Origin of the sequence: Microbacterium ginsengisoli (assembly GCF_000956535.1) — a bacterium.
Classification (GTDB): Bacteria; Actinomycetota; Actinomycetes; order Actinomycetales; family Microbacteriaceae; genus Microbacterium; species Microbacterium ginsengisoli.
In genome coordinates, this window is the sequence record NZ_JYIY01000080.1 from 246882 (window position 1) to 269813 (window position 22932).

Genomic DNA, 22932 nt, shown 5'->3' on the forward strand with positions numbered 1-22932 from the left:
ATGCCGCGGCTCACGCGACCGAACGGAGGGCTTCGGCAGGGCTCAGCCGCGCCGCGCGCCAGCCGCCGAAGGCGCCTGCGACGACACCGCCGAGCACGGCCAGGCCGATGGCCGCCACGATCACCCAGACGGTGACGGGCGCGTGGAGGACGATGTTGCTGACCGCTTGGGTCGTCTGACCGAAGCCGCCCGGTGCGCCGCCACCGCCGCCGGGACCGCCCTGACCGCCGGTCGAGGTCGACGGGGCGGAGGAGATCGTCGGGGAGACGATGTTGATGATGATGATCCCGGCGAGGCCGATCACGAGTCCGACGACGCCGCCGATGAGGCCCTGCACGAGGGTCTCCCCCGCGACCTGCCCCACGACTCGGCCGTTCGACCAGCCGATCGCCTTGAGGGTGCCGAACTCCCGCGTGCGTCGCGAGACGCCCGAGATGGTGAAGAGCACGGCGAGCGCGAGGGCGACGACCAGCACGATGACCGAGAGCCAGGTGCCGAGGTTGGTGATGAGCGAGGTGGCGCTGGACAGCGAGCCCGACACGGTCGAGGCGAGGTCGCTCTGCGAGCTCACGGTCGCACCCGAGATCGCGGCGCTGAGGTCCGTCTTGATGCTCGAGATCGCATCGGCGGAGGTCGCCTGCACGTAGATCGTCGAAACCACGTCGCCGACGCCCGCGAGCTTCTGCGCGACATCCAAGGGGATGTAGACGTCGCTGGCCGTGTCGGCCGATGACGAGTCCGAGGTGCTCGAGGCGACGATCCCGACGATGGTCATGTCGGTGCCGCCGACCGAGATCGTGCTGCCGACGGCGAGGCTCTTGCTCGTGGCGTACGTCGAGTCGACGACTGCGACGTCGGTGCCCTTGTCGCTCGCGGTGAGCAGACGGCCGGAGCTGACGGTGACCGCCGAGAGGGGGCCGACAGTGGCGTTCGACGGGTCGATGCCGAGCACCGTGAACGAGTTCACGTCGAACGAGCTGGGGCCGCCCGCGCCCCCGCTCTCGCCGCCCGACGGCGGCTGACCCTGGGTGCCGGTCGACCCGCTCGACGAGCTCTGCGACGGGATCTGCCCCGAGAAGGTCATGTTGGTGAGGCTGAGCGCGCCGGATGCCGCGGCCACCCCGGTCGTCGAGGTGACCGTCGACAGCGCGGTGGCGTCGAGCGTGCCGCGGCGCATGTCGGTGACCAGGCGCGATTGGCTGAGGGTCGTCGTGCCGTCGGAGGTCGAGCCGTCGCCGCTGCCGAACTGGAAGCGGCCGTTGCTCGAATCGGTGGACGACCCGGGTTGACTCACTGCTCCGGTGACGGTCAGGTCGGTGCCGACGCCGTAGACGGACGCGAGCGCTTGGCTCTGCGCGTCCTTGACGCCTGCGGCGAGCGAGTTCACGATGACGACGAGCGCGATGGCGATCGCGAGTCCGGCCGCGACGATCGCCGTCTGCTTCTTGCGCCCACCGAGCTCGCGGCGCAGGTATCTCAGATACATGTGGAAGGTCTCCTCTCGGGGTCTGTGTCCCGCCTGGGACGGTAGGCACCGGGATGATGTGCGCGACATCTGTCGCCTATGTGCCGCCGATGAAGGGAGAGCCTTCCGAAACTCACAGCAGGGACATAGGATCTGCCATAGTCGACTCATAGACAGGCGCGCAGAATCGGAGGTATGACCACGCCCACCGTTGCACCCGCCCTCACCCGCGCCGACGGGACTCCCCCGCGTGTGCTCGTCGTCGACGACGAGCAGATGCTCACCGATCTGCTGTCTATGGCTCTGCGCATGGAGGGCTGGGACGTGAAGTCCGCGGCATCCGGCTTCCAGGCGCTGCAGGCGGCCCGCGACTTCGAGCCCGACGCCATGGTGCTCGACATCATGATGCCCGACCTCGACGGGATGTCGGTGCTGCACCGCCTGCGCCAGGCCGGCAGTGATGTGCCGGTGCTGTTCCTCACGGCGAAGGATTCGGTCAGCGACCGGGTCGCCGGACTCACCGCCGGCGGCGACGACTACGTCACGAAGCCGTTCAGCCTCGAGGAGGTCGTCGCGCGCCTTCGTGGTCTCATGCGTCGCGCCGGAACCGCCCAGGCGAGCGACGCCGAACCCATCCTGCGGGTCGGCGACCTGTCCCTCAACGAGGACAGCCACGAGGTCGAACGCGCGGGACGCGAGATCGAGCTGACCGCGACCGAGTTCGAGCTGCTGCGCTATCTCATGCGCAACCAGCGTCGCGTCGTGTCGAAGGCGCAGATCCTCGACCGCGTCTGGAACTACGACTTCGGCGGACGCTCCAGCGTCGTCGAGCTGTACATCTCGTACCTTCGCAAGAAGATCGACGCGGGCGAGACCCAGGCCCTTATCCACACGGTGCGCGGCGTGGGCTACATGATCAAAGCCTCGCAGTGATGGCCCGTTCCCCCCGGCAGTGGCTGCGACGCCGCTGGTCTCTGCAGACGCGCCTCATGGTCACAGTGATCGGCTTCGTCTCGGTTCTGCTGGTGGCGATCGGCTTCGCGACCGGTGCGATCCTGAACCACATCCTGCAGGACAACCTCACCGCGCGCCTCACGAACGAGATGCAGCTGCTGCGGGTCGATCAGACCTCGACCGCGGCCGAGATCCTCACCGGCGGACGCCAGGAGGCCGGCTTCCTCCTGGTGGTGCAGAACTTCTCTAACGGGCCGACGTCACCCCAGACCGTGACCGGCGCCTACGTCGGCAGCGACCTCACCGTGCACACGATGACCTCGGCCGACCAGTCCGCGCTCATCGCGGACCTGCGCACACCGGGCGATCCCGACAGCGGCGCGGTGACCGAGGCGACCGCGGGAACGCTGGGCAAGTACCGCCTGATGGCGGCGACGGCGCCCGGAGGCACCTACGTCATCATCGGCATCCCGACATCGACGCTCACCCAGACCGTCACCCCCATCCTCACGACGGTGGCCGGGGTGACGGTGGGCGGCCTCCTGCTGCTCGCCATCATCCTGACCTTCGTGATCCGGCGCAGCTTCGCTCCGCTGCGTGCCGTCGCCGACACCGCCACGCGCGTCGCCGCGCTCCCGCTCTCCGAGGGTGACGTGTCGATCTCTGAACGCGTGCCGAACGGGCAGACCGACGACACGACCGAGATCGGGCGCGTGGGACTCGCCCTGAACACGCTGCTCGATCACGTCGACGAGTCCCTGGCCGCGCGCCATCGCAACGAGGAGCGGATGCGGCAGTTCGTCGCCGACGCGAGCCACGAGCTGCGCACACCCCTCGCCTCCATCCGCGGCTATTCGGAGCTGTCGCTGCGCGCGATGCGTCAGGCACCGGCGATGGCGATCGAGAACACCGAGCAGGCGCTGGAGCGCATCCAGGCGCAGTCGCTGCGCATGTCGGCCCTCGTCGAGGACCTGCTGCTCCTGGCGCGCCTGGAAGAGGGCCAGGAACTCGTCTACAGCGGCGTCGACCTCACCCGGGTCACCGTCGAGGCGCTCGGCGACGTACAGCACACCGGACCCGATCACACCTGGGTGATGGATGTCGCGGCGGAGCCCATCGTCGTCGCCGGCGACGCCGCGCGGCTCAGCCAGGTGATCGTCAACCTGCTCGCCAACGCGCGCACCCACACCCCGGCGGGCACCACGGTGACCTTGACCCTCCAGCAGCAGGGTGGCGAGGCGGTGCTGTCCGTGCACGACGACGGTCCGGGCATCGCCCCGGAGATCGCCGACGAGCTGTTCGAGCGTTTCGCGCGCGCCGATTCCTCACGCGCCCGCCGCACCGGCGGCACCGGGCTCGGCCTCTCGATCGCCCGCGCCATCGTGCACGCGCATCACGGCTCCATCGTGGTGTCGTCGAAGCCGGGCGACACCACGTTCACCGTGCGTCTCCCCGCTCGTCCCGAGCAGATCGCCCGCGCCGACGCCGCGTGAGCCGGGCGGGTGGGCTCCTCCGCGCCCGCCCGCTCAGTAGCCGCTGAAGGCGTCGGTCGCGACCGACTTCGCGCTCGCGAGCGCCGGCGCGAGGTCGGCGATCAGCGCCGCCGGGCCGGAGATGTACGCGTGGCGCGCGGACAGATCGGGAACGGCGCTGCGGAGAGCCGCGGCATCCAATCGGGATCCGCCAGCCCAGCGCCAGCCCGCCGGAAGCGCGCCCGGGTCTTCTCGGGTGAACACCACGACCGGGACGCCGGTGCGCGCGAGCTCGTCGCGGAACACGACGTCATCGGCGCCTGCGGCGACGTAGACGAGCACCGTGTCGCGCGCGATGCCTGCGAGGTGGTCGTGGCGCAGCTGCGACACGAACGGCGTCACCCCGATCCCCGCCGCGACCAGGAGGACGGGGGCCGGCGTGCGTGGCAGCACGAAGTCGCCCCAGACGCCGGTGGCGGCGAGCACGTCTCCCGGCTCGACCTCGGCGAGAGCGCGCTTGTAGGAGCTCTGCGCTCCCCGACCGTCGCGGAACGCGATGCGCACCTCGGGAAGGTCCTCGGGAGCGGACACGATGCTGAACTCGCGGCGGGTGCCACGGGCGTCCGGTCGCCGATGCGGCACGTCGAGCTCGAGGTACTGCCCCGCCTCGAACCGGAAGCGCCGCTTCGCGCGGAAGGTGAGCGCGGCGAGGGTCGGGGCGAGCTGCTCGCGGGAGACCAGGGTGAGCCGCACCGCCTGACGCAGCGCGAACGCGAAGGCGACGAGGTTGGCGATGACGAGCGCCCGCTCCTGGCCGAGGGTGATCTCACCGAGCGGGATCGGCCAGCCGGCCAGCACACCCGCGACCGCGGCGACCGCGAACTGCTGCCACCGGCGTGGCGGAAGGGTCAGGGGCTCGGACAGCATGAACGCGCCGAGGAAGAGGAACGGGCTCTGCAGCAGCGCGAACTGCAGCGCCGTACCGAGGTCGAAGGCGAAGCCGGCGGCGGCATACTGCACGGCCTGGCGCACGACCGAGACCCCGACGGCGAGCACCAGGAACAGCAGCACGACCCGAACCTTCTCGGTGCGCCAGACGACGGCAAGGCCGAACAGCGCCACCGGCAGCGCGAGCGCGGGCGCTCCCACCCACCAGCCGGAGGCGCCGAGCGCCGGCACGGCGATGCCGAGCAGTGTCAGCACTGTCGCCCCGGCTGCGGCCGGGTTGAGCACGTGACGTCCCCGCCACACGAGCACGTACTTGGATGCCGCGGCCACCGCGCCCGCGATCGCGATGCCGCCGAGTCCCGCCGGGTCGAGTGTCGGCCAGAGCACGAACAGCAGGATGCCGGCCGTGATGAGCGACGACTCGATGCGACCACCGAGGCGCAGCAGGCGCTGGGCCGCGGCATCCGTCGCGACGCACACGACCACCAGCACCGCTGCCGTCGCGGCGAGCTCGCCTGGGGTCGGGCCGACGAGCCCGGCGAACGACAGCGCCAGCGAGATCACCGCGAGCGCGGCGAGGGAGAGCAGCACGAGTCGGTACATCGACACGCGCCCCAGCACCGCGAACACCCGGTTCCAGAGCGCGGAGAGCTGAGCGTTCATCGGAGCCCCTTTCAGAAGAACAGGTCGACGGGCGCGTCGGGTGACCACTCGACCTGACCGTCGGTCGTCATGCGCACCCAGTGCGCGTCGAGGGATGCCGCGGCCCGCGGCCCCTCGTCGAAGAACAGCACGGTGGCGGCAGCATCCGCCGTCATCGCATCGGAGGCGATCGCCCACGTCGCCGCGACCGTGCGCACCGGTTCGCCGGTGCGTGCATCGAGCACGTGGTGCAGGCCGTCACCCCACGCCCGACGGTTCACCGCAGAGGCGCACAGCGCCCCGGACGCGACTGTCGCCACCCCGATCGCGCGGGACGGGTCGTAGGGGTGCTCGAGGCCGATGCGCTCGGTCACGCCGTACACGGCGATGTCGCCGCTGGCGTCGACGACGTGCGTGTCATGGGTCTCGGCGAGCGCGGCCGACACCCGGTCGACGAGACGCCCCTTGCCGATGGCGCCCACATCGATCACGGCGGGCGCGTCGAGCGAGAGCGTGTCGTCGTGCCAGTGCAGGATGTCGCGCCACGCGGCCGGAGCGGGCATCGCCCCGCCCGCGACGAACGAATAGGCGGGGTCGTAGCCGAGGGCGTCGAGAGAACGGCCCACGAGCGGGTTCACCGCTCCCCCGGTCTCGTCCGAGAGCCGGGCGTACAGGTCGAGCATCGAGGCGCCGTCCGCAGGGAGCGGCGCCGAACCCCCCGCCGACAGGCGCGCGACGAGCGAGTCCGACCGGAAGCGGGACCACTGCTCGTCGAACTGCGCGACGAGCTCCCCGACCCTCGTGCGCACCCGCCCGGAGACCGGAGCCTCGGTCTCGACCGCCCACCGGGTGCCGATCGCGTCGAACTCCCAACGGGCGGAGAAGGTCACGCCGCCGCTTCGGTCTTGATCTCGGCGATCGCCTTGTTGAAGCCGCCGCTGGTCAGCGAGGAGCCCGCGACACGGCTCACCGAGATGCTGTCGATGCTCTTGCCGACGACCTCGGCGGAGATCCCGCCGATGAACTGCGACTGGTACTGCTGCGACTCGCGGGCCTGCGGGTTGCCGGTGACTTCGACGCTCTCGATCACACCGGACGCGAGCGTGACGGTGACGTCGATCGTCTCGACCGACTCGGGAGTCTGGTAGGAGCCCGTCGCGCTGAACGTGCCGTCCTTGTAGGAGCCCGAGGACGTCGATCCCGACGAGGTCGACGAGCCGCTGGTGCCGGACTGCGAGCCGGAGCCCGTGGTCGAGGTCGTCGAGGTCGTGGAGCAGCCGGCGAGCACGGCGATGCCGGCGATGCCGAGCAGGGCTGCGGAGGTGCGGACGGTGCGGGGTACGGCAGTGGTGCGGATCATGAAGGTCCTCCTGCGTCGGTTCCGGGGGCCGCCCGGAGCTCCGGGCTCATCCATCCTTGCGAATGAATCTGGACGATCGTGCAGAACGGGCAACCGGTTGTGGGTGACGCGGGCCCGCGGCATCCGCCCGGTCAGGCAGCCCCGTCGAACATGCTCGTGACGGAGCCGTCCTCGAACACCTCGTGGATCGCGCGGGCGAGCAGCGGCGAGATCGGCAGGATCGTGAGCCCCGGGAACCGCTTCTCGGGGGCGAGCGGGATCGAATCGGTGACCACGACCTCGTCGATCGACGAGTCCTGCAGCCGGGTGGTCGCGGGATCGCTGAAGACCGCGTGGGTCGCTGCGACGATGACGCGGCGCGCGCCGTTCGCCTTGAGCGCCTGGGCGGCCTTCACGATCGTGCCGCCGGTGTCGATCATGTCGTCGACGAGGAGACACACACGGCCGTCGACCCGGCCGACGATCTCGTTGACCGTGACCTGGTTCGCGACATTCGGGTCGCGGCGTTTGTGGATGATCGCGAGGGGTGCGTCGAGGCTGTCCGACCATGTGTCGGCGACCCGCACGCGACCGGTGTCGGGAGAGACGACGGTCAGCAGCTCGCGGTCCTCGGGGCTCAGCGTGGTGTGGAAGTGCTCGAGCAGCACGGGCTTGGCGAAGAGGTGGTCGACGGGGCCGTCGAAGAAGCCCTGGATCTGCGCGGCGTGCAGGTCCACGCTCATGACGCGGTCGGCGCCGGCGGTCTTCATGAGGTCGGCGACCAGGCGCGCCGAGATTGGCTCACGCCCGCGCCCCTTCTTGTCCTGACGGGAGTAGGGGTAGTACGGCGCCACCACCGTGATGCGCTTCGCCGAGGCGCGCTTGGCGGCGTCGAGCATGATGAGCAGCTCCATGAGCCACTCGTTGACCGGCGGGCCGAAGGACTGCAGTAGGAACACGTCGCACCCACGGATCGAGACCTCGAACCGCGTCAGCATCTCGCCCGACGCGAATGTGCGGTACTCGGTCGGCACGAGCTCGGTGCCGAGCTCAGCGGCGACGGCGGCGGCGAGCTCGGGGTGCGAGCTGCCGGTGGCGACGACGAGTCGCTTCTTGGTCTTGGCGACCAGCCCCGGCGCTATGCCGCGTTCCCGATCAAGATCGACCGTCTTGTCCTTGCGCGCCATCGTCTGCCTTCTGTGCCTGGCGGGCCCGCTCCGCGACCTGCGCGGCCTGGGTGCCCGAGCGATTCTTCTCGACCCACCCCTCGATGTTGCGCTGAGGGGCGACGCTGAGGGCCAGGGCGCCGGCCGGGACGTCCTTGCGGATGACGGCGCCGGCTCCGGTCTTCGCGCCATCACCGATCCTAACGGGCGCGACGAAGACGTTGTGCGAGCCCGAGTGCACCTCGTCGCCGATCTCCGTGCGGTGCTTGACCAGATCGTCGTAGTTCGCTGTGATCGCGCCCGCCCCGAGGTTCACGCCGCGCCCGATCGTCGTGTCGCCGATGTACGACAGGTGGGGCACCTTGCTGTCCTCGCCGATCGTGGAGTTCTTCACCTCCACGAACGTGCCCACCTTCGCTCCGCGGGACAGCTCCGCTCCCGGACGCAGATAGGCGAACGGACCCACGTTGGCCTTCTCGCCGATGACCGCGAGCGTCGCATCCGAACGACGAACGGTCGCCCCGGCGCCGACCTCGCAGTCCACGAGACTCGTGTCGGGACCGATGATCGCCCCCTCGCCGATCGTCGTCGCCCGCAGCACGAGCGTGTTCGGCAGCAGGGTCACATCGGGGGCGAGCGTCGCGGTGACATCGATCCACGTCGTCGCCGGATCGAGCACGTTCACACCGTCGAGCTGCCATCGGCGCACCGTGCGCGCGTTGAGCGTGCGCGCCGCATCCGACAGCTGCACGCGGTCGTTGATGCCGAGGGCCGTGGATGCATCGGGGGCACCGTACGCCGCTACCCGCTCCCCCGCAGCGCACGCGAGGGCGACGACGTCGGTGAGGTACCGCTCACCCTGCGCGTTGGCAGCCGTGAGGCCCGGCAGATGGGCGCGCAGCGTCGCGGCGCGGACGACATAGACACCGGCGTTGATCTCGGTGATCGCGAGCTCGGCGGCCGCCGCATCCTTCTGCTCGACGATGCGCTCGAGACCACCCCCGGCGCCGCGCACGATGCGCCCATAGCCGGTCGGGTCGTCGACCTGGGCCGAGAGCACCGACACCGCGGCATCCGCCAGCCGATGCGAGGTCACGAACCCCGCGAGCACCGGCGCTTCGAGCAGCGGCACGTCGCCGGAGAGCACGAGCACATCGCCGTCGAAGTCATCGAGCGCATCAACGGCGAGCTCGGCCGCGCGCCCCGTGCCCGGGATGTCGTCCTGATCGACGACCTGCACGCCCGGCAGCGCGTCGAGCGCCGCCGCGGCGACGAGGTCGCGCTCATGCCGCACCACCACCACGACCCGGTCGGGCTCCAGCTCGATCGCCGTCGAGAGCACATGCGCGAGCAGCGACCGCCCGCCCAGCTGATGGAGCACCTTCGGCAGCGACGACTTCATGCGGGTGCCCTGGCCGGCGGCGAGGATGACGACGGCGAGGCCGGTGGCGTTCTGCTCGTTCATGCTCCGCCGCCAGGACTCGAACCTGAACCTCACAGCTCCAAAGGCTGTCGTGCTGCCATTACACCACGGCGGACCGGCCCGCCCACGGCCTGCGCCGTCGGGAACCGCCCCCAAGTCTGCCACCTCGCCGCCCCGCGCCCGGGACCGGAGACGCGGCGCGCGATAATGGGCGGATGGCACCCGAGAGCGACGAGGTCGACCGCATCGTCGAGGCCTGGATGACCCAGCGCCCCGACCTCGACTTCTCGCCTCTCGAAGTGCTCTCCCGCGTCGACCGGCTCTCCCGCCACCTCGACCGCGCCCGGCGTGAGGCGTTCCGCCGCAGCGAGCTCGAACCGTGGGAGTGGGACGTGCTGTCGGCGCTGCGCCGCGCCGGCGAGCCCTACCAGCTGAGCCCGAAGACCCTCCTGCAGCAGACCCTCGTCTCGAGCGGCACCATGACAAACCGCATCGACCGGCTCGTGGGGCGCCGCCTCGTGCAGCGCGAGGCCGACCCGGCCGACGGGCGCAGCATCCTGGTGACCCTCACCGACGACGGTCGCGTGCGCGTCGACGCCGCGATCACGCGTCTCGTCGATGCTGAGGCGCACCTGCTCGAGCGGCTCTCGCGCACCGATCGCGAACGCCTCGCGTCTTTGCTGCGCAAGCTCAGCCTCGGATTCGACGCCTGACGCGCCGCGGCGCCCTCATCCGGCAGCGACGCCGACCGCGTCGGGCGCGTCGGCCCGCGTCGCCGCCCGCGGGCCACGCACGATGAGGTACACGGCGAGGCTGATCTCCCACGCGAAGATCGGCACGGCCGCGAGCGCTGCGGTGGGAGACACCTGGCTCTGCAGCCCGAACAGCACCGCGAGGTTCGACAGCACGACGAGCGGTGCGCCGACGAGACCGAGCACGGGGATCCAGACCGGCACCAGCCGCGTGCGGCGCAGGGCTGCCGCCAGCACGAGCGTGTTGGCGCCGATCACGAGCCCGGGCCCGACGAGGAACGCGGCGCGGTACAGGGCGAGCAGCGCTACGCCCGCGGCATCCGAGCCCGCGGCGTGCTGCCCGCGCACGGCAAGCGCGCCGAGCACGGCGACGGCGCCGAGCAGGATGACCGACGCCTCGAGCGTGCGCAGGGCGAGGTAGGCCGAGGCCGAACGAGGCTCCGGTCGGCGCAGGACGGGCAGCAGCGCGACAGCGGTGCCCACCACCGCGATCGCGAGGATCACGTCGAGCACGGCACCGAGACGCTGGGCGAGCCCGGACGCATCGCTGTCCATCCAGCCCGCATCGGTCAGCATCGGGCCGTAGAGGGCGACCGCGCCGACCGACGTGACGTGGGTGACGAGAAACAGGATGCCGGCGAGGACGCCGGTGCGGCGGAGGGGATTCACGGTGACTCCGATCGGTGACACGGGTGGGAGGAGAGGAGGTGTACGGCGTACACTTGTCTTCTCGAAGACTAGGGTGGACGGCGTACACCCGTCAAGCGGAGGAGGACACGGATGTCTGGTCCCGTGGCCGCGCGCGGCGATGACGCGGTCGAGAGCCCGCGGCGCGCGGCTCTGACGCTCGATCGCATCCTCGCGACCGCGATCGCGCTCGCCGACGAGACCGGCTACGACGCCCTGAGCATGCGACCTCTCGCCGAGCGCCTGGACGTCGTGCCGATGGCCCTCTACAAGCACGTGCGCAACCGGGACGAGCTGGTCGACCGGATGGTCGACGCCGTGCTCGCGAGCATCTCGCCGGACGTCGAGCCCGGCACGCACTGGAAGGCGGCGGCGCGGCGGCGAGTGCTCGCGGCACGCGGCGTCATGCTGCGCCATCCGTGGATGTGGCGTGCGATCGAGACGCGCACCTCCCCGAGCCCTGTCGTGCTCGACCAGCAGGAGGCGATGATCCGCACCCTCCGCGAGGGCGGACTCTCGGTCGCACTCGTGCACCACGCGATGCACGCCCTGGGCAGCCGCCTGTGGGGCTTCACCCAGGAGGTGTACGCGTCGGCGCCGCCGCCGACCGATCCGCAGGCGCTCGCGGCGGCGGCCGCGATGCTCGCCCAGCGCTGGCCGTACGTGCTGGAGTCGGCGGCGTCCGTCATGCACGACTCCGACTCGATCGTCGGACCCGGATGCGACGACGAGACGGAGTTCGAATTCGCGCTCGACCTCATCCTGGACGGCATCGAGCGTCTGCACGAGACGGGCTGGTCCCCCTCGCGCTGAAACCGGACGGCCGGGCCGACGGCGCCGCCTACGCTGGAGGGATGGCGCATCTGCTGGGCGGTGAGCACCTGCACGTCGAGTTCCCGGCGAAGGTGGTGCTCGACGACGTCACCGTCGGTGTCGCCGACGGCGACCGTATCGGCATCGTCGGCCGCAACGGCGACGGCAAGTCGACCCTCATGCGCGTGCTCATGCAGCGGTACGCACCGGATGCCGGCAAGGTGACGGTGCGCGGCGGCATCCGCGTCGGCATGCTCGCCCAGGACGACGCCCTGCCGGAGTCCGGCAGCGTGCAGCACACGATCGTCGGCGACCGGCCCGAGCACGAGTGGCTCGGGGACGCCCGGGTGCGCGACGTGCTCAAGGGGCTCGTCGGCGATCTCGCCCTCGACGCCGACGTCGACACGCTTTCCGGCGGCCAACGTCGCCGGGTCGCGCTCGCGCGTCTGCTCGTCGGCGACTGGGATGTCGTCGCCCTCGACGAGCCCACCAACCACCTGGACGTCGAAGGCATCACCTGGCTCGCGGAGCACCTGCGGGCGCGGTGGAGCGCGACATCCGGAGCCCTTCTGGTCGTCACGCACGACCGCTGGTTCCTCGACGCCGTCTGCACGCGCATGTGGGAGGTGCACGACGGCGAGGTGGAGCCGTTCGAGGGCGGGTACGGGGCATACATCCTGCAGCGCGTCGAACGCGACCGGCAGGCCGCCGTCGCCGAGGACAAGCGCCGCAACCTGCTGCGCAAGGAGCTCGCGTGGCTGCGCCGAGGGGCCCCGGCGCGCACGTCCAAGCCGAAGTTCCGCATCGATGCGGCGACCCAGCTGATCGAGGGCGAGCCCGACCCGCGCAACGGCATCGAGCTGACCAAGCTCGCCACCGCCCGACTCGGAAAGGACGTTGTCGACCTCGTCGACGCCTCCGTCTCGTTCGACGAGAAGCCCGTGCTCGATCGAGTGGAGTGGCGCATCGCCCCCGGCGAGCGCACCGGCATCCTCGGGGCGAACGGCGCGGGCAAGTCGACCCTGCTCGCACTCGTGGCCGGCACCCTCGCCCCCACGTCCGGGCGCGTCAAGCGGGGGCAGACCGTCAAGGTCGCGCACCTGACGCAGCGGCTCACCGAGCTCGAGCCGGTCGAACGCCTGCGGGTGCGCGAGGTGCTGGCCGAGCAGAAGACGACCTACGTCGCCGGCGGCAAGGAGCTCACGCCCGCCCAGCTGCTCGAACGGCTCGGCTTTCGCGCATCGGAGCTGTCGACGCCGGTCGGCGACCTCTCCGGCGGTCAGAAGCGGCGCCTGCAGCTGCTGCTGGTGCTCATGGGCGAACCGAACGTGCTCATCCTCGACGAGCCGACCAACGACATGGACACGGACATGCTCGCCGCCCTCGAGGACCTGCTCGACACGTGGCCGGGCACCCTGCTGGTCGTCTCCCACGATCGCTATTTCATGGAGCGCGTCACCGATCAGCAGTACGCCGTGCTCGACCACCGCTTCCGCCACCTGCCCGGCGGCGTCGATGAGTACCTGCGCCTGCGGGCCGCGATGACGGATGCCGCGTCACGCCCCGCGACCGCCGCGCCCCGGGCCGCGGCATCCACCCCCGCCGCATCGACCCCGGCCCTCTCGGGCGCCGAACGCCGGGCGGCCGAGAAGGAGCTCGCGGCCATCGACCGGCGACTCGCGAAGCTCGCGGAGCAGATCTCGGCGGTCGATGTGCGGCTCGCCGACGCGCACGACGACTACGCCGCGCTCGTGGCGCTGCAGACCGAGCGCGATCAGCTCACCACCGAGACCGTCGAACTCGAGGAGCGCTGGCTCGAGCTCGGCGAAGCGGTGGGCTGACAACGACCGGCATCGATCACCGCGCAGCCCACTCACCCCTCGTGCACCGCCTACTTGATGTTGTTCGCCGCGAGGAACGCCTTCGCGATGTCGGCCGGCGACTGCTTGTCGACCGTGCTCTGCACGTTGAGGGCGACGAGCTTCTCGGGCGTGAGCGCGGCGCTCACCTGGTTGATGACGTCGGCGACGTCGCTCTCGATGCTCTTGGCGACGACCGGCACCACGTTCGACGCGAGGAAGAGCGCCTTCGGGTCCTTCAGCACGACCAGGTTGTCGGTCTGGATGCTCGGGTCGGCCGTGTACACGTTGGCGACGTTGACGGTACCGGCGACGAGGTCCTGCACGGTGGTGTCACCGGTCGCCGAGAACGCGACGGTCACGCCGTAGGTGGACTTCAGGCCGGTCGGGCCGTACGGACGCTCGGCGAGCTCGGGCGGTCCGCCGAGGGTGAGCGGCTCGGTGACCTTCGAGAGGTCGGCGATGGTGGTGAGCCCGTACTTGTCGGCGAACGCCTTCGTGACCGTGTAGGAGTCCTGATCGGTCGCGGTCGACTGGTTCAGCACCGTGAGATTCGACGGCAGGGCGGTCTGCAGGGCGGCGTAGACGTCGTCGGCCGACCGGGCGGTGGTGTTCGCGTCGAAGTACTGCAGCAGGTTGCCGGAGTACTCGGGGAACAGGGTGATCGCGCCGCTCTTGAGCTGCGGGATGTAGGCGTCGCGCTGGCCGATGTTGAACTGGCGGGTGACGGTCTTGCCGGCGCCTTCGAGGGCCTGGGCGTAGATCTCGGCGATGATCTCGTTCGAGTAGTAGGCCTGCGATCCGATGACGATCGAGCCTCCCGCGCTCGTCGCGGTGGGGCCGGCGATCGAGCTGCTGGAGCCGCAGGCGCTCAGGGCGAGTGCGGCGACAGCGGCGATGGCGGCGGCGCCGATGACGCGTGCCGTGCGTGCTGTAGACATGGTGTCCTCTCTGGGTGCGTGAACCGAGGTTCTGGGCGATTCTTGGGGGTGGAGGGGGATGGAGCAAGACGGTGTGACGTCACGTGACGGCGAGAGCGGATGCCGCGGCGCGCCGTTCCCGGCGTGAGGTGCCGTGCTGACGCACGCCACGCGGCACCGAGGCCCACTGAGCGAGCGCCAGGATCGCGTCGAGGACGAGCGCCAACACGGCGACGAGGATGGCCCCGCCGAGCACGACGTCGTACTGGCGGAGGTTCAGCGCGGTGATGATCGGCAGCCCGAGTCCGCCGAGGTTGACGTAGGCGGCGATCGTCACCGTCGCGACGACCTGCAGCACGGCCGAGCGCAGTCCTCCCAGCAGCAGCGGCAGCCCGAGCGGAACCTCGACCTTCCAGAGGATCTGCCATTCGGTCATGCCGACCGCGCGCGCCGCGTCGATCGTGCGGCGGTCGATCGCCTCGAAGCCGGTGTAGGCGCCGGCGAGCAGCGGCGGGATGCCGAGCAGCACGAAGGTGATCACCGCGGCCTCGGGCTTGTGCAGCACGCCGAGCAGCAGCACGAGGAAGATCAGAAGTCCGAAGGACGGGATGGCACGGGCGGCGCCCGAGACGGCTACGGCGACCTCGCGACCGCGGCCGGTGTGCCCGATGAGCCAGCCGAGCGGCACCGCGATGAGCGCCGCGATGAGCACCGAGAGGAACGTGTAGTACAGCTGCTGCGCGAACAGGATGGGCAGCGCGTCCGTTCCGGTCAGTCGATCGGGCGAGAAGATCCAGGCGAGGGCCCCGGTGAACAGATCCATCAGGCGACCTCTGCCCCGGCGAGCACCCGGCGGGTACGTGCGCGGACGGTGCGGGAGCGTCGAGCCCAGGGCATGAGCAGGCGCCCCCCGAGTACCAGCAGCGCGTCGATCAGCAGCGCGATGACCATCACCGCGACGACACCCGCGAGCACCTCTTCGGTGATGCGGCGCTGCAGGCCGTTGGTGAACAGGTAGCCGAGGTTCTCGACGCCGACGAGGATGCCGACGGTGGCGAGCGCGATCGTGGAGACGGATGTCACCCGCAGCCCGGCGAGGATCACCGGGCCGGCGAGCGGCAGGTCGACAGTGAAGAAGCGACGCGCACCGCCGTAGCCGAGCGCGACCGCCGCCTGCCGCACGGACGGGTCGACCGACTGCAAGCCGTCGACCACCGAGCGCACGAGGATCGCGACGGCGTAGATCGTGAGCGCCACGATGAGGTTCGTCTCGCTCAGCGCGGAGTATCCGAACACAGACGGCAGGATGATCAGCAGCGCGAGCGAGGGGATCGTGTAGAGCAGCCCGGTCACGGTGATCAGCCAGCCGCGCAGCAGGCGGTAGCGCCACGCCGCCCAGCCGAGCGGGATGGCGATCACGAGTCCGAGCACGATGGCGATCAGGCTCTGGCGCAGGTGCGAGACCGCGAGCCCCGCGATGAGGCCGAGGTTGTCGCCGACCCAGATCACGACGACGCGCCCTCGGTCGCGAGGATGCCCTGGGTGCGGCCGTCGGCGTCGACGACGGCCGTTCCGCCGCCCGCGGTCGGTCGCAGCGACAGCGCACGCTTACCCCGGTCAGCTCCGATGAACGATCGCACGAAGTCGTCGGCGGGCGCCTCGATGATCTCGTCGGGCGTGCCGACCTGGGCGATCGCGGCACCCTTCGCGAGGATGACGACCTGGTCGCCGAGCAGGAACGCCTCGTCGATGTCGTGGGTGACGAACACGATCGTCTTGCCGATGTCGCGCTGCAGACGCAGGAGTTCCTGTTGCAGCTCGGCACGAACGATGGGGTCGACGGCACCGAAGGGCTCGTCCATCAGGAGGATGTTCGGATCCGCCGCGAGCCCTCGCGCGACGCCCACGCGCTGCTGCTGACCGCCCGAGAGCTGGTTCGGATACCGCGCGGCGAGCGCACGATCGAGCCCGACCGTGTCCATCAGTTCGAGCGCCCGCGCCCGCGCGGCACGGCGGGTGGCACCGGTGAGCCGCGGAACCGTGGCGATGTTGTCGACGACGCTGAGGTGCGGCAGCAGCCCCGCGTTCTGCATAACGTAGCCGATGCTGCGGCGCAGGGCCACGGCCGACCGATCGGCGATGTTCTCTCCATCGATCTCGATGCGCCCGGCGGTCGGCTCGACCATGCGGTTGATCATGCGCAGCAGGGTGGTCTTGCCGCAGCCCGAGGAGCCCACGAACACGGTGGTGGACCGTGCGGGAAGCTGCAGGGAGAAGTCGGCGACGGCGCGGGTGCCGTCGGGGAAGGTCTTGGATACGGCCGAGAATTCGATCATCGGTCGTCCTCTCAGTCGGTGATCTCGATCTCTTTCCAGAACGCGACGTACCCGGAGAAGTCGGCGCCGACCTTCTCGATCGCGGTGGGGTAGGGCTCGGGGTAGCTCCATGCCCGGTCGGTGAGCGCATGCCCGTCGACGGTCACGGTGAAGTACTGGCACGCGCCCTTCCAGGGGCACGTGTACGGCGTCGGGCTGGTGGTGAGTACACCCTCACGCACCGCCGCCGGCGGGAAGTACCAGTTGCCTTCGATACGGATCAGATCGGCCTCATCGGCCTCGGCGATCACGGTGTCGCCCAGTCGCGCCTGCATTGCGTCCTCCGTTCGGGGCGGCCGCCGGCCGCTCGCATCGCGGGCGGCGATCACCGCTCACGCATACGCTATTCGCAGCGGCGGACATTTCGGACGGGATTGTGACGCCGGATGTCGTGCGCTATGCCCGCATCAGTACCAGAAGCTCAGCCTGGGCGCCTGCGGCGCGGCGAACAGAGCGGATGCCGCGGCCACCCCGTCACCCGTGACCCGTCCCGCCGCAGCGAGGGTCGCGAGACGCACCCCTCCCAGGTAGGCGGCCGACAGTTCGGCGATGCCGAGGCGGAGGGACGGGGCATCCGTCGTCGCGTCGGCGGGGCGCACCGAACCGACGCCGCGCCCGTCCACATCGAGCAGCACACGGCCGGCGGCGAACCCGAGCGGGTCGGCGATCTCGATCACCACGCGCCCGGCGCCGCTGTAGCGACGGGCCTCGAGGGCGGCGACGACATCGAGGATGCGCACGTAGTGGTGATCGCGCACCGTGCGCTGTGCGGCACGCTGGTCGGCGATCATCCAGAGCAGCGGCTCGTCGACCGAGAGCTCGGTCGCCTCGATCCAGCCGATCAGATCCATCTCGAGGAAGAAGCGCCAGAGACCCGCGTAGGACTCGTCGTCGAGCGCGAGGAGGTACACGACCTCGAGGGTCGATCGGGCGAAGTCGTCGTGCGACTCCGTCACGCTGTAGAGCGCCACGCCGGTCACCTCCCCCGCCACCGTCGTGTAGACGACGGTGCGCAGCTCTTCGCCCTTCTCCGAGTCAGGACGCGTGCGCAGGAAGCGGTCCCAGTGGCCGGCCGGCATCGTGATCTCGCCCGGCCGGGCGAGGCGCACGCGGTCGTACAGCGGCTCGATCAGGACGCGTGCGTCGACTCTCGGCACGAAGTCCACGCGTCCCGGCGAGACCGGACCGATCCATCCGGCGCGCTTCGCCTCGATCCGCCAGTGCGCAGCCTCGGCGGCGGGGGCGAAGCCGTACCGGCCGTAGAGCGTCGACTCGCTCACGGTGAGGGTCGCAACCGGCACGCCGGCGGATGCCGCGGCCCGCAACTCGCCCTCCATCATCGCCCGCGCGAGACCCCGCCGTCGATGGGTGGGGGCGACGGTGACGGAGCTGATGGCGGCCGTGTCGATGAGCGCCGGCCCGGGGACGGTGAGCTCGGCGAGCCACGATGCGAACGTCGCGACAGGGGTGCCGGGCACCGGGGCGGAGTCGTCGTAGACGCCCAACCGGCGACGCGCCCGCAGCCCGTCGAACGCGGCCTGGCGCTGCACCTCGGAGCGCTCGGTGCCGAGGAATCCGCGGGAGACGGCCTCGATCCAGCCGTCCGAGGCGGCACGGTCCTCGTCCGTGACGAGGTCGGCGCGCAGCCCCAGGTCGCTGAGCCGGCGCGCCTGACGCTCATCGAGCGGGGCCGCCAGGAAGGCGGCGACGGCGGTGTCGTTCATGATCTCCTCCAGCGGCGCGGTGCGCCCGATCAGTCGTCGTGGATGACGCGTGCCCCCGGCACCGGGCCGTGCACGTGGTGCGCGACGTGCCCGGCGGCCGAGAGCCCGATCTGCAGGTCGATGGCGGCCTCGGGGCCCGCCGCGAGGAACGCGACCGTGGGACCCGAACCCGAGACGATCCCTTCGAGGGCGCCGGCGGCGCGACCCGTCTCGAGCAGGTCGGCGAGGTCGGGTCGCAGCGCGAGCGCGGCCTGCTGCAGATCATTGCGAAGGCTCGCGGCGAGCATGTGCGCATCGCCCGCGCGCAGCGCATGCAGAACGGCGTCATCGACCATCGGCCGACGCGCGGGCACGATGTCGAGCGAGGCGTCGTCGCGGTGCGCGTCGAGGGCGGCGAACACGGCCGGAGTCGACAGGCCGTCCTCGCTCGTGACGATCACCCAGTCGAAACGCCCGCGCGCCAGGGCAGGACTCAGGTCGTCGCCGCGCCCCAGCCCGATCGCCGTGCCGCCGGTGAGCGCGAACGGCACGTCGGCACCGAGTTCGGCCGCCAGCTCCCGCAGCCGGATCGGCGAGATACCGGTTCCCCACAGCGCGTCGCACGCGACGAGGGCGGCTGCGGCATCCGCGGATCCTCCGCCCATCCCACCTGCGACGGGCACACCCTTGACGATGCGCAGGTGCACGCCCGCGTCGATGCCCGCCTCGTCCGCGACCAGCTGCGCGGCGCGCACGGCGAGGTTGCGGGCGTCGAGTGGGACGCCCGCGACATCCACCGATCCGGTGACCTCGATCGTCAGGTCGTCCGACGCCGAGGCCCACACGTCCTCGTACGCGGAGACGGCCTGGTACGCCGAGGCGACGTCGTGGTACCCGTCGGCGCCGAGCGCGCCGACCTCGAAGAAGAGGTTGATCTTGCCCGGGGCGCGCACGTGCACCGTCGGGGCGGGGAGGATCACAGCTTCGATGATTCCGCCCACAGGTTGACGTCGATGACATCCGACAGCGCGTCGATGCGCTCGAGCTCGTCGGTGTCGAAGGCCGGTCCGGTGAGGGCGGCCAGGTTCTCGTCGAGCTGCTCGATGCTGGAGGCCCCCATGAGCGCCGAGCACACGGTGGGCTCGCGCAGCACCCACTGGATCGCCATCTGCGCGAGCGTCTGACCGCGCTCCTTCGCGATCGTGTTCAGTGATCGCAGCGACGCGATCGCCTGGTGCGACAGCGCCCGGTCGGGCAGGCTGTCGCGCGGCTGCGAGCGCTTGGCCTTGCCGTCGCCGAGGTACTTGCCGGTCAGGAGCCCCTGGGCGAGCGGCGTGAAGGCGATAGCCGACATGCCCTCTTCGGCGAGGACGCCCGTCAGACCGTCCTCGATCCACCGGTTGAGGATCGAGTAGGCGGGCTGATGGATGATCAGCGGCGTGCCGAGGCTGCGGGCCACCGCCGCGGCGACCGCGGTGCGCTCCGCGGAGTACGACGAGATGCCCACGTAGAGCGCCTTGCCCTGGCGCACGAGCGTGTCGAGCGCGCCGATGGTCTCCTCGACGGGAGTGTCGGGATCGACCCGGTGGGAGTAGAAGATGTCGACGTAGTCGAGCCCGAGCCTCGTCAGCGACTGATCGGCGCTCGCGAGAATGTACTTGCGGCTGCCGAGGTCGCCGTGCGGCCCGGGCCACATGTCCCACCCCGCCTTGGACGACACGACCAGCTCGTCCCGGTAGGGCTTGAAGTCCTCGCGCAGCATGCGTCCGAAGTTGGTCTCCGCGGCGCCGTAGGGAGGACCGTAGTTGTTGGCCAGGTCGAAGTGGATGATGCCGCGGTCGAAGGCGTGCCGGAGGATGCCGCGCTGCGTGTCGAAGGCGACGTTGTCGCCGAAGTTCCACCACAGGCCGAGCGAGATCGGCGGGAGGTAGAGACCGGATGTCCCGACCTGACGGTACTCGGTGAGGTCGTACCGATCCGGGGCCGCCGTGTAGGGCCGGTGGATGTCGGGGACGGAGGGTCGGATACGCGGCTCTGTGCTCACCCGCCCAGGCTAGCCGCCGCGCGGGCGATGCGCAGGTAGTCCTCGACGGTGAGGTCCTCACCGCGGGCGGTGGGGGCGACATCCGCGCTCTCGAGCAGCGCACTGGCCGCCGCGGACGACCCGCCGAGCACCCCGGAGAGCGCCTGCCGCAGCATCTTGCGGCGCTGTTGGAAGGCCGCGTCGACGATGCGGAACGTCGTCTGCCGCTCGGCCTCGGTGCCTCGCGCCGCGTGCGCGCGGGCGAATCCCACGAGCACGCTGTCGACATTGGGCACGGGCCAGAACACCATGCGCGACACCGTGCCGACCAGGCGCCAGTCGCCGTACCACGACGCCTTGACGCTGGGGGCGCCGTAGACCTTGGAACCCGGCCCCGCGGCGAGCCGCTCGCCGACTTCGGCCTGCACCATCACGACGCCGCGGTCGAGACGCGGGAAGGTCTCCATGAAGTGGAGCAGCACGGGCACGGACACGTTGTACGGCAGATTCGCGACGAGCACCGTCGGCTCCCCCGGCAGCGAGGTGATCGTGAGCGCGTCGGCGTCGACCACGGTGAGGGCACCGTCCTCGACACCGTGGTCGGCGGCGGTCTGCGGAAGTCGCGCGGCGAGGCGGTGGTCGATCTCGACCGCGGTCACCCGGGCGCCGGTCTCCAAGATCGCGAGCGTCAGCGACCCGAGCCCCGGGCCGACCTCGACGACGCGGTCGTCGGCCGTGACGGATGCCGCGGCCACGATCTTGCGCACGGTGCCGGGGTCGTGCACGAAGTTCTGGCCGAGCTTCTTCGTCGGGGTGACGTCGAGCTCGGCGGCGAGGGCGCGGATCTCGGCCGCGCCGAGCAGATGCACGGTCACCCCCTCACCCTAACGAGGCGCGGAGTCAACCCCGACCCGCCCCTCCGGGCGCCACTAGGGTGGTGCGGTGAGCACTGGAACGATCCCCGCCGACGCCTTCTCTCTGCGCAGCCCCTTCGGGCGACGGGCGGTGGGGCTGTCGGTCGCGGCGGCCGTCGGAGGTTTCCTGTTCGGCTTCGACTCGTCGGTCATCAACGGCGCGGTCGACTCGATCGGCGGGCACTTCTCCCTCGGCTCGGCACTGACGGGCTTCGTCGTCGCGGTGGCGCTCCTCGGGTGCGCCGTCGGCGCGATGATCGCCGGCTCGCTCTCCGATCGCTGGGGGCGCCTGCGCGTCATGCTGCTCGGCGCCGGCCTGTTCTTCGTCTCCTCGATCGGCGCGGGCCTCACCTTCAGCGTTCCCGACCTGATCCTGTGGCGCGTGGTGAGCGGCCTCGGCATCGGCATCGCCTCTGTCGTCGCGCCGGCCTATATCGCCGAGATCGCACCGCGTCAGATCCGCGGATCGCTGGCGTCGCTGCAGCAGCTCGCGATCACGCTCGGCATCTTCGGGGCACTGCTGTCCGACGCGCTGCTCGCGACGTGGGCCGATGGCGCCGCGAACACGCTCTGGCTCGGCCTGGAGGCCTGGCGCTGGATGTTCATCGTCGGGGTGATCCCCTCGGCGGTCTACGGGATCCTGGCTCTCACCCTCCCCGAGTCCCCGCGCTTCCTTCTCGCCGCCGGCCGCACCGACGAGGCGCGCGCGATCTTCGCCCGCCTCGTGCCGCCGGCCGACCTGGAGCAGACCCTGCGCGAGCTGACGAACGCGATCAGCGCGGACCGCACCACCAAGAAGGCGTCGCTGCGCGGACACGTGCTCGGACTTCAGCCGATCGTCTGGGTGGGCATCATCCTGTCGGTGTTCCAGCAGTTCGTCGGCATCAACGTGATCTTCTACTACTCGACGACGCTGTGGCGCGCGGTCGGGTTCACCGAGGGTGACTCGCTGGTCATCAGCGTCATCACCTCGGTCACGAACGTCGTCGTCACCCTGGTCGCGATCTTCCTCGTCGACCGGGTGGGCCGAAAGCCCATCCTGCTGGTCGGCTCGGTGCTGATGACCCTGTCGCTGGGCATCATGGCGCTCGCGTTCACCTTCTCGGTCACGGTGAACGGCGAGGTGTCCCTCCCGGGCGCCTGGGGCCCGATCGCGCTCGTCGCCGCGAATCTGTTCGTCATCGGGTTCGGCGCGTCGTGGGGCCCGCTCGTGTGGGTGCTGCTGGGCGAGATCTTCCCGAGCCGCATCCGCGGTCGCGCGCTCGGCGTCGCGGCCGCGGCGCAGTGGATCGCGAACTTCGTCATCACGGTCTCGTTCCCCTCGATGTCGGCGTGGTCGCTGCCGCTCACCTACGGCATGTACGCCGTGTTCGCGGCCCTCTCCTTCGTCTACGTGCTGCTGAAGGTGCCGGAGACCAAGGGCATGGAGCTCGAGAAGACCGAGACGCTGTTCGTGGCGGCACCCAAGAGGTGACGG

General features: G+C 70.7%; 22 protein-coding genes and 1 tRNA gene. 6 read left to right on the plus strand and 17 right to left on the minus strand.

What is annotated here, in order from left to right:
- Positions 1–10: 10 nt before the first annotated feature.
- Positions 11–1486 (minus strand): ABC transporter permease, encoded by a 1476-nt coding sequence (locus RR49_RS14500; RefSeq protein ID WP_045248659.1) that lies wholly within the window; start codon positions 1484–1486, stop codon positions 11–13.
- A gap of 174 nt (positions 1487–1660) precedes the next feature.
- Between RR49_RS14500 and RR49_RS14505 the strand changes: the two genes are divergently transcribed.
- Both RR49_RS14505 and RR49_RS14510 read left to right on the plus strand, forming a co-directional pair.
- Positions 1661–2398: a response regulator transcription factor gene (locus tag RR49_RS14505; RefSeq protein ID WP_045248658.1), complete on the plus strand. Its 738-nt coding sequence runs from the start codon at positions 1661–1663 to the stop codon at positions 2396–2398.
- Positions 2398–3912 (plus strand): sensor histidine kinase, encoded by a 1515-nt coding sequence (locus tag RR49_RS14510; protein WP_045248657.1) that lies wholly within the window; start codon positions 2398–2400, stop codon positions 3910–3912. Before RR49_RS14505 ends, RR49_RS14510 begins: the two co-directional genes overlap by 1 nt.
- Before the next feature lie 33 nt (positions 3913–3945).
- Here RR49_RS14510 and RR49_RS14515 read toward each other — a convergent pair whose 3' ends face one another.
- The 6 genes from RR49_RS14515 to RR49_RS14540 form a co-directional block, all read right to left on the minus strand.
- A complete protein-coding gene (locus RR49_RS14515) occupies positions 3946–5502 on the minus strand; it encodes an FAD-dependent oxidoreductase (protein ID WP_045248656.1) in 1557 nt (518 codons plus the stop codon).
- Between the two features lie 11 nt (positions 5503–5513).
- Entirely contained in the window at positions 5514–6371 is an 858-nt protein-coding gene (locus RR49_RS14520) for an FAD:protein FMN transferase (protein WP_045248655.1), read from the minus strand.
- Positions 6368–6841, minus strand: a complete 474-nt coding sequence (locus RR49_RS14525) for an FMN-binding protein (RefSeq protein ID WP_045248654.1) — start codon at positions 6839–6841, stop codon at positions 6368–6370. The genes RR49_RS14520 and RR49_RS14525 overlap by 4 nt, the downstream gene beginning before the upstream one ends.
- A 131-nt stretch (positions 6842–6972) precedes the next feature.
- Complete coding sequence (locus tag RR49_RS14530; RefSeq protein ID WP_045248653.1) at positions 6973–8007, minus strand: ribose-phosphate diphosphokinase; 1035 nt, start codon at positions 8005–8007, stop codon at positions 6973–6975.
- Entirely contained in the window at positions 7976–9451 is a 1476-nt protein-coding gene (gene glmU, locus RR49_RS14535) for a bifunctional UDP-N-acetylglucosamine diphosphorylase/glucosamine-1-phosphate N-acetyltransferase GlmU (protein ID WP_045248729.1), read from the minus strand. Before glmU ends, RR49_RS14530 begins: the two co-directional genes overlap by 32 nt.
- Before the next feature lies 1 nt (position 9452).
- Positions 9453–9524: transfer RNA gene (locus tag RR49_RS14540), tRNA-Gln, on the minus strand.
- Between the two features lie 100 nt (positions 9525–9624).
- On the opposite strand from RR49_RS14540, the gene RR49_RS14545 reads away from it, so the two are divergent.
- On the plus strand, positions 9625–10122 hold the full coding sequence (locus RR49_RS14545) for a MarR family winged helix-turn-helix transcriptional regulator (RefSeq protein WP_045248652.1): 498 nt from the start codon (positions 9625–9627) through the stop codon (positions 10120–10122).
- Between the two features lie 15 nt (positions 10123–10137).
- Here RR49_RS14545 and RR49_RS14550 read toward each other — a convergent pair whose 3' ends face one another.
- Entirely contained in the window at positions 10138–10830 is a 693-nt protein-coding gene (locus RR49_RS14550) for a DUF4386 domain-containing protein (protein ID WP_045248728.1), read from the minus strand.
- A gap of 111 nt (positions 10831–10941) precedes the next feature.
- On the opposite strand from RR49_RS14550, the gene RR49_RS14555 reads away from it, so the two are divergent.
- Together RR49_RS14555 and RR49_RS14560 are read left to right on the plus strand one after the other, a co-directional pair.
- On the plus strand, positions 10942–11661 hold the full coding sequence (locus tag RR49_RS14555; protein ID WP_045248651.1) for a TetR/AcrR family transcriptional regulator: 720 nt from the start codon (positions 10942–10944) through the stop codon (positions 11659–11661).
- A 41-nt stretch (positions 11662–11702) separates the two neighbouring features.
- A complete protein-coding gene (locus RR49_RS14560) occupies positions 11703–13502 on the plus strand; it encodes an ABC-F family ATP-binding cassette domain-containing protein (RefSeq protein ID WP_045248650.1) in 1800 nt (599 codons plus the stop codon).
- Positions 13503–13552: 50 nt separating this feature from the next.
- On the opposite strand, the gene RR49_RS14565 is transcribed toward RR49_RS14560, so the two are convergent.
- From RR49_RS14565 to rsmA, 9 genes are all read right to left on the minus strand, one after another.
- Positions 13553–14461 carry an ABC transporter substrate-binding protein gene (locus RR49_RS14565; protein ID WP_045248649.1) on the minus strand — a complete coding sequence of 303 codons (909 nt, stop codon included), beginning with the start codon at positions 14459–14461 and terminating at the stop codon, positions 13553–13555.
- A 79-nt stretch (positions 14462–14540) separates the two neighbouring features.
- Positions 14541–15263, minus strand: coding sequence for an ABC transporter permease (locus RR49_RS14570; RefSeq protein ID WP_045248648.1), 723 nt, complete (start codon positions 15261–15263; stop codon positions 14541–14543).
- A complete protein-coding gene (locus RR49_RS14575; protein WP_045248647.1) occupies positions 15263–15949 on the minus strand; it encodes an ABC transporter permease in 687 nt (228 codons plus the stop codon). The genes RR49_RS14570 and RR49_RS14575 overlap by 1 nt, the downstream gene beginning before the upstream one ends.
- Entirely contained in the window at positions 15946–16776 is an 831-nt protein-coding gene (locus RR49_RS14580; protein WP_045248646.1) for an ABC transporter ATP-binding protein, read from the minus strand. The genes RR49_RS14575 and RR49_RS14580 overlap by 4 nt, the downstream gene beginning before the upstream one ends.
- Positions 16777–16787: 11 nt before the next feature.
- Complete coding sequence (locus tag RR49_RS14585; protein ID WP_045248645.1) at positions 16788–17090, minus strand: DUF427 domain-containing protein; 303 nt, start codon at positions 17088–17090, stop codon at positions 16788–16790.
- A gap of 132 nt (positions 17091–17222) precedes the next feature.
- Positions 17223–18539 carry a GNAT family N-acetyltransferase gene (locus RR49_RS14590; RefSeq protein ID WP_048808816.1) on the minus strand — a complete coding sequence of 439 codons (1317 nt, stop codon included), beginning with the start codon at positions 18537–18539 and terminating at the stop codon, positions 17223–17225.
- 29 nt (positions 18540–18568) lie between these two features.
- The gene (locus tag RR49_RS15730) at positions 18569–19507 is read right to left on the minus strand and encodes a 4-(cytidine 5'-diphospho)-2-C-methyl-D-erythritol kinase (RefSeq protein ID WP_045248726.1); all 939 of its coding nucleotides are present in this window, start codon (positions 19505–19507) and stop codon (positions 18569–18571) included.
- A complete protein-coding gene (locus RR49_RS15725; protein ID WP_045248644.1) occupies positions 19495–20562 on the minus strand; it encodes an aldo/keto reductase in 1068 nt (355 codons plus the stop codon). Before RR49_RS15725 ends, RR49_RS15730 begins: the two co-directional genes overlap by 13 nt.
- A complete protein-coding gene (rsmA, locus tag RR49_RS14605) occupies positions 20559–21416 on the minus strand; it encodes a 16S rRNA (adenine(1518)-N(6)/adenine(1519)-N(6))-dimethyltransferase RsmA (protein WP_045248643.1) in 858 nt (285 codons plus the stop codon). The genes RR49_RS15725 and rsmA overlap by 4 nt, the downstream gene beginning before the upstream one ends.
- Positions 21417–21483: 67 nt before the next feature.
- On the opposite strand from rsmA, the gene RR49_RS14610 reads away from it, so the two are divergent.
- Positions 21484–22929, plus strand: a complete 1446-nt coding sequence (locus tag RR49_RS14610; protein WP_045248642.1) for a sugar porter family MFS transporter — start codon at positions 21484–21486, stop codon at positions 22927–22929.
- The last annotated feature ends 3 nt before the right edge of the window (positions 22930–22932 follow it).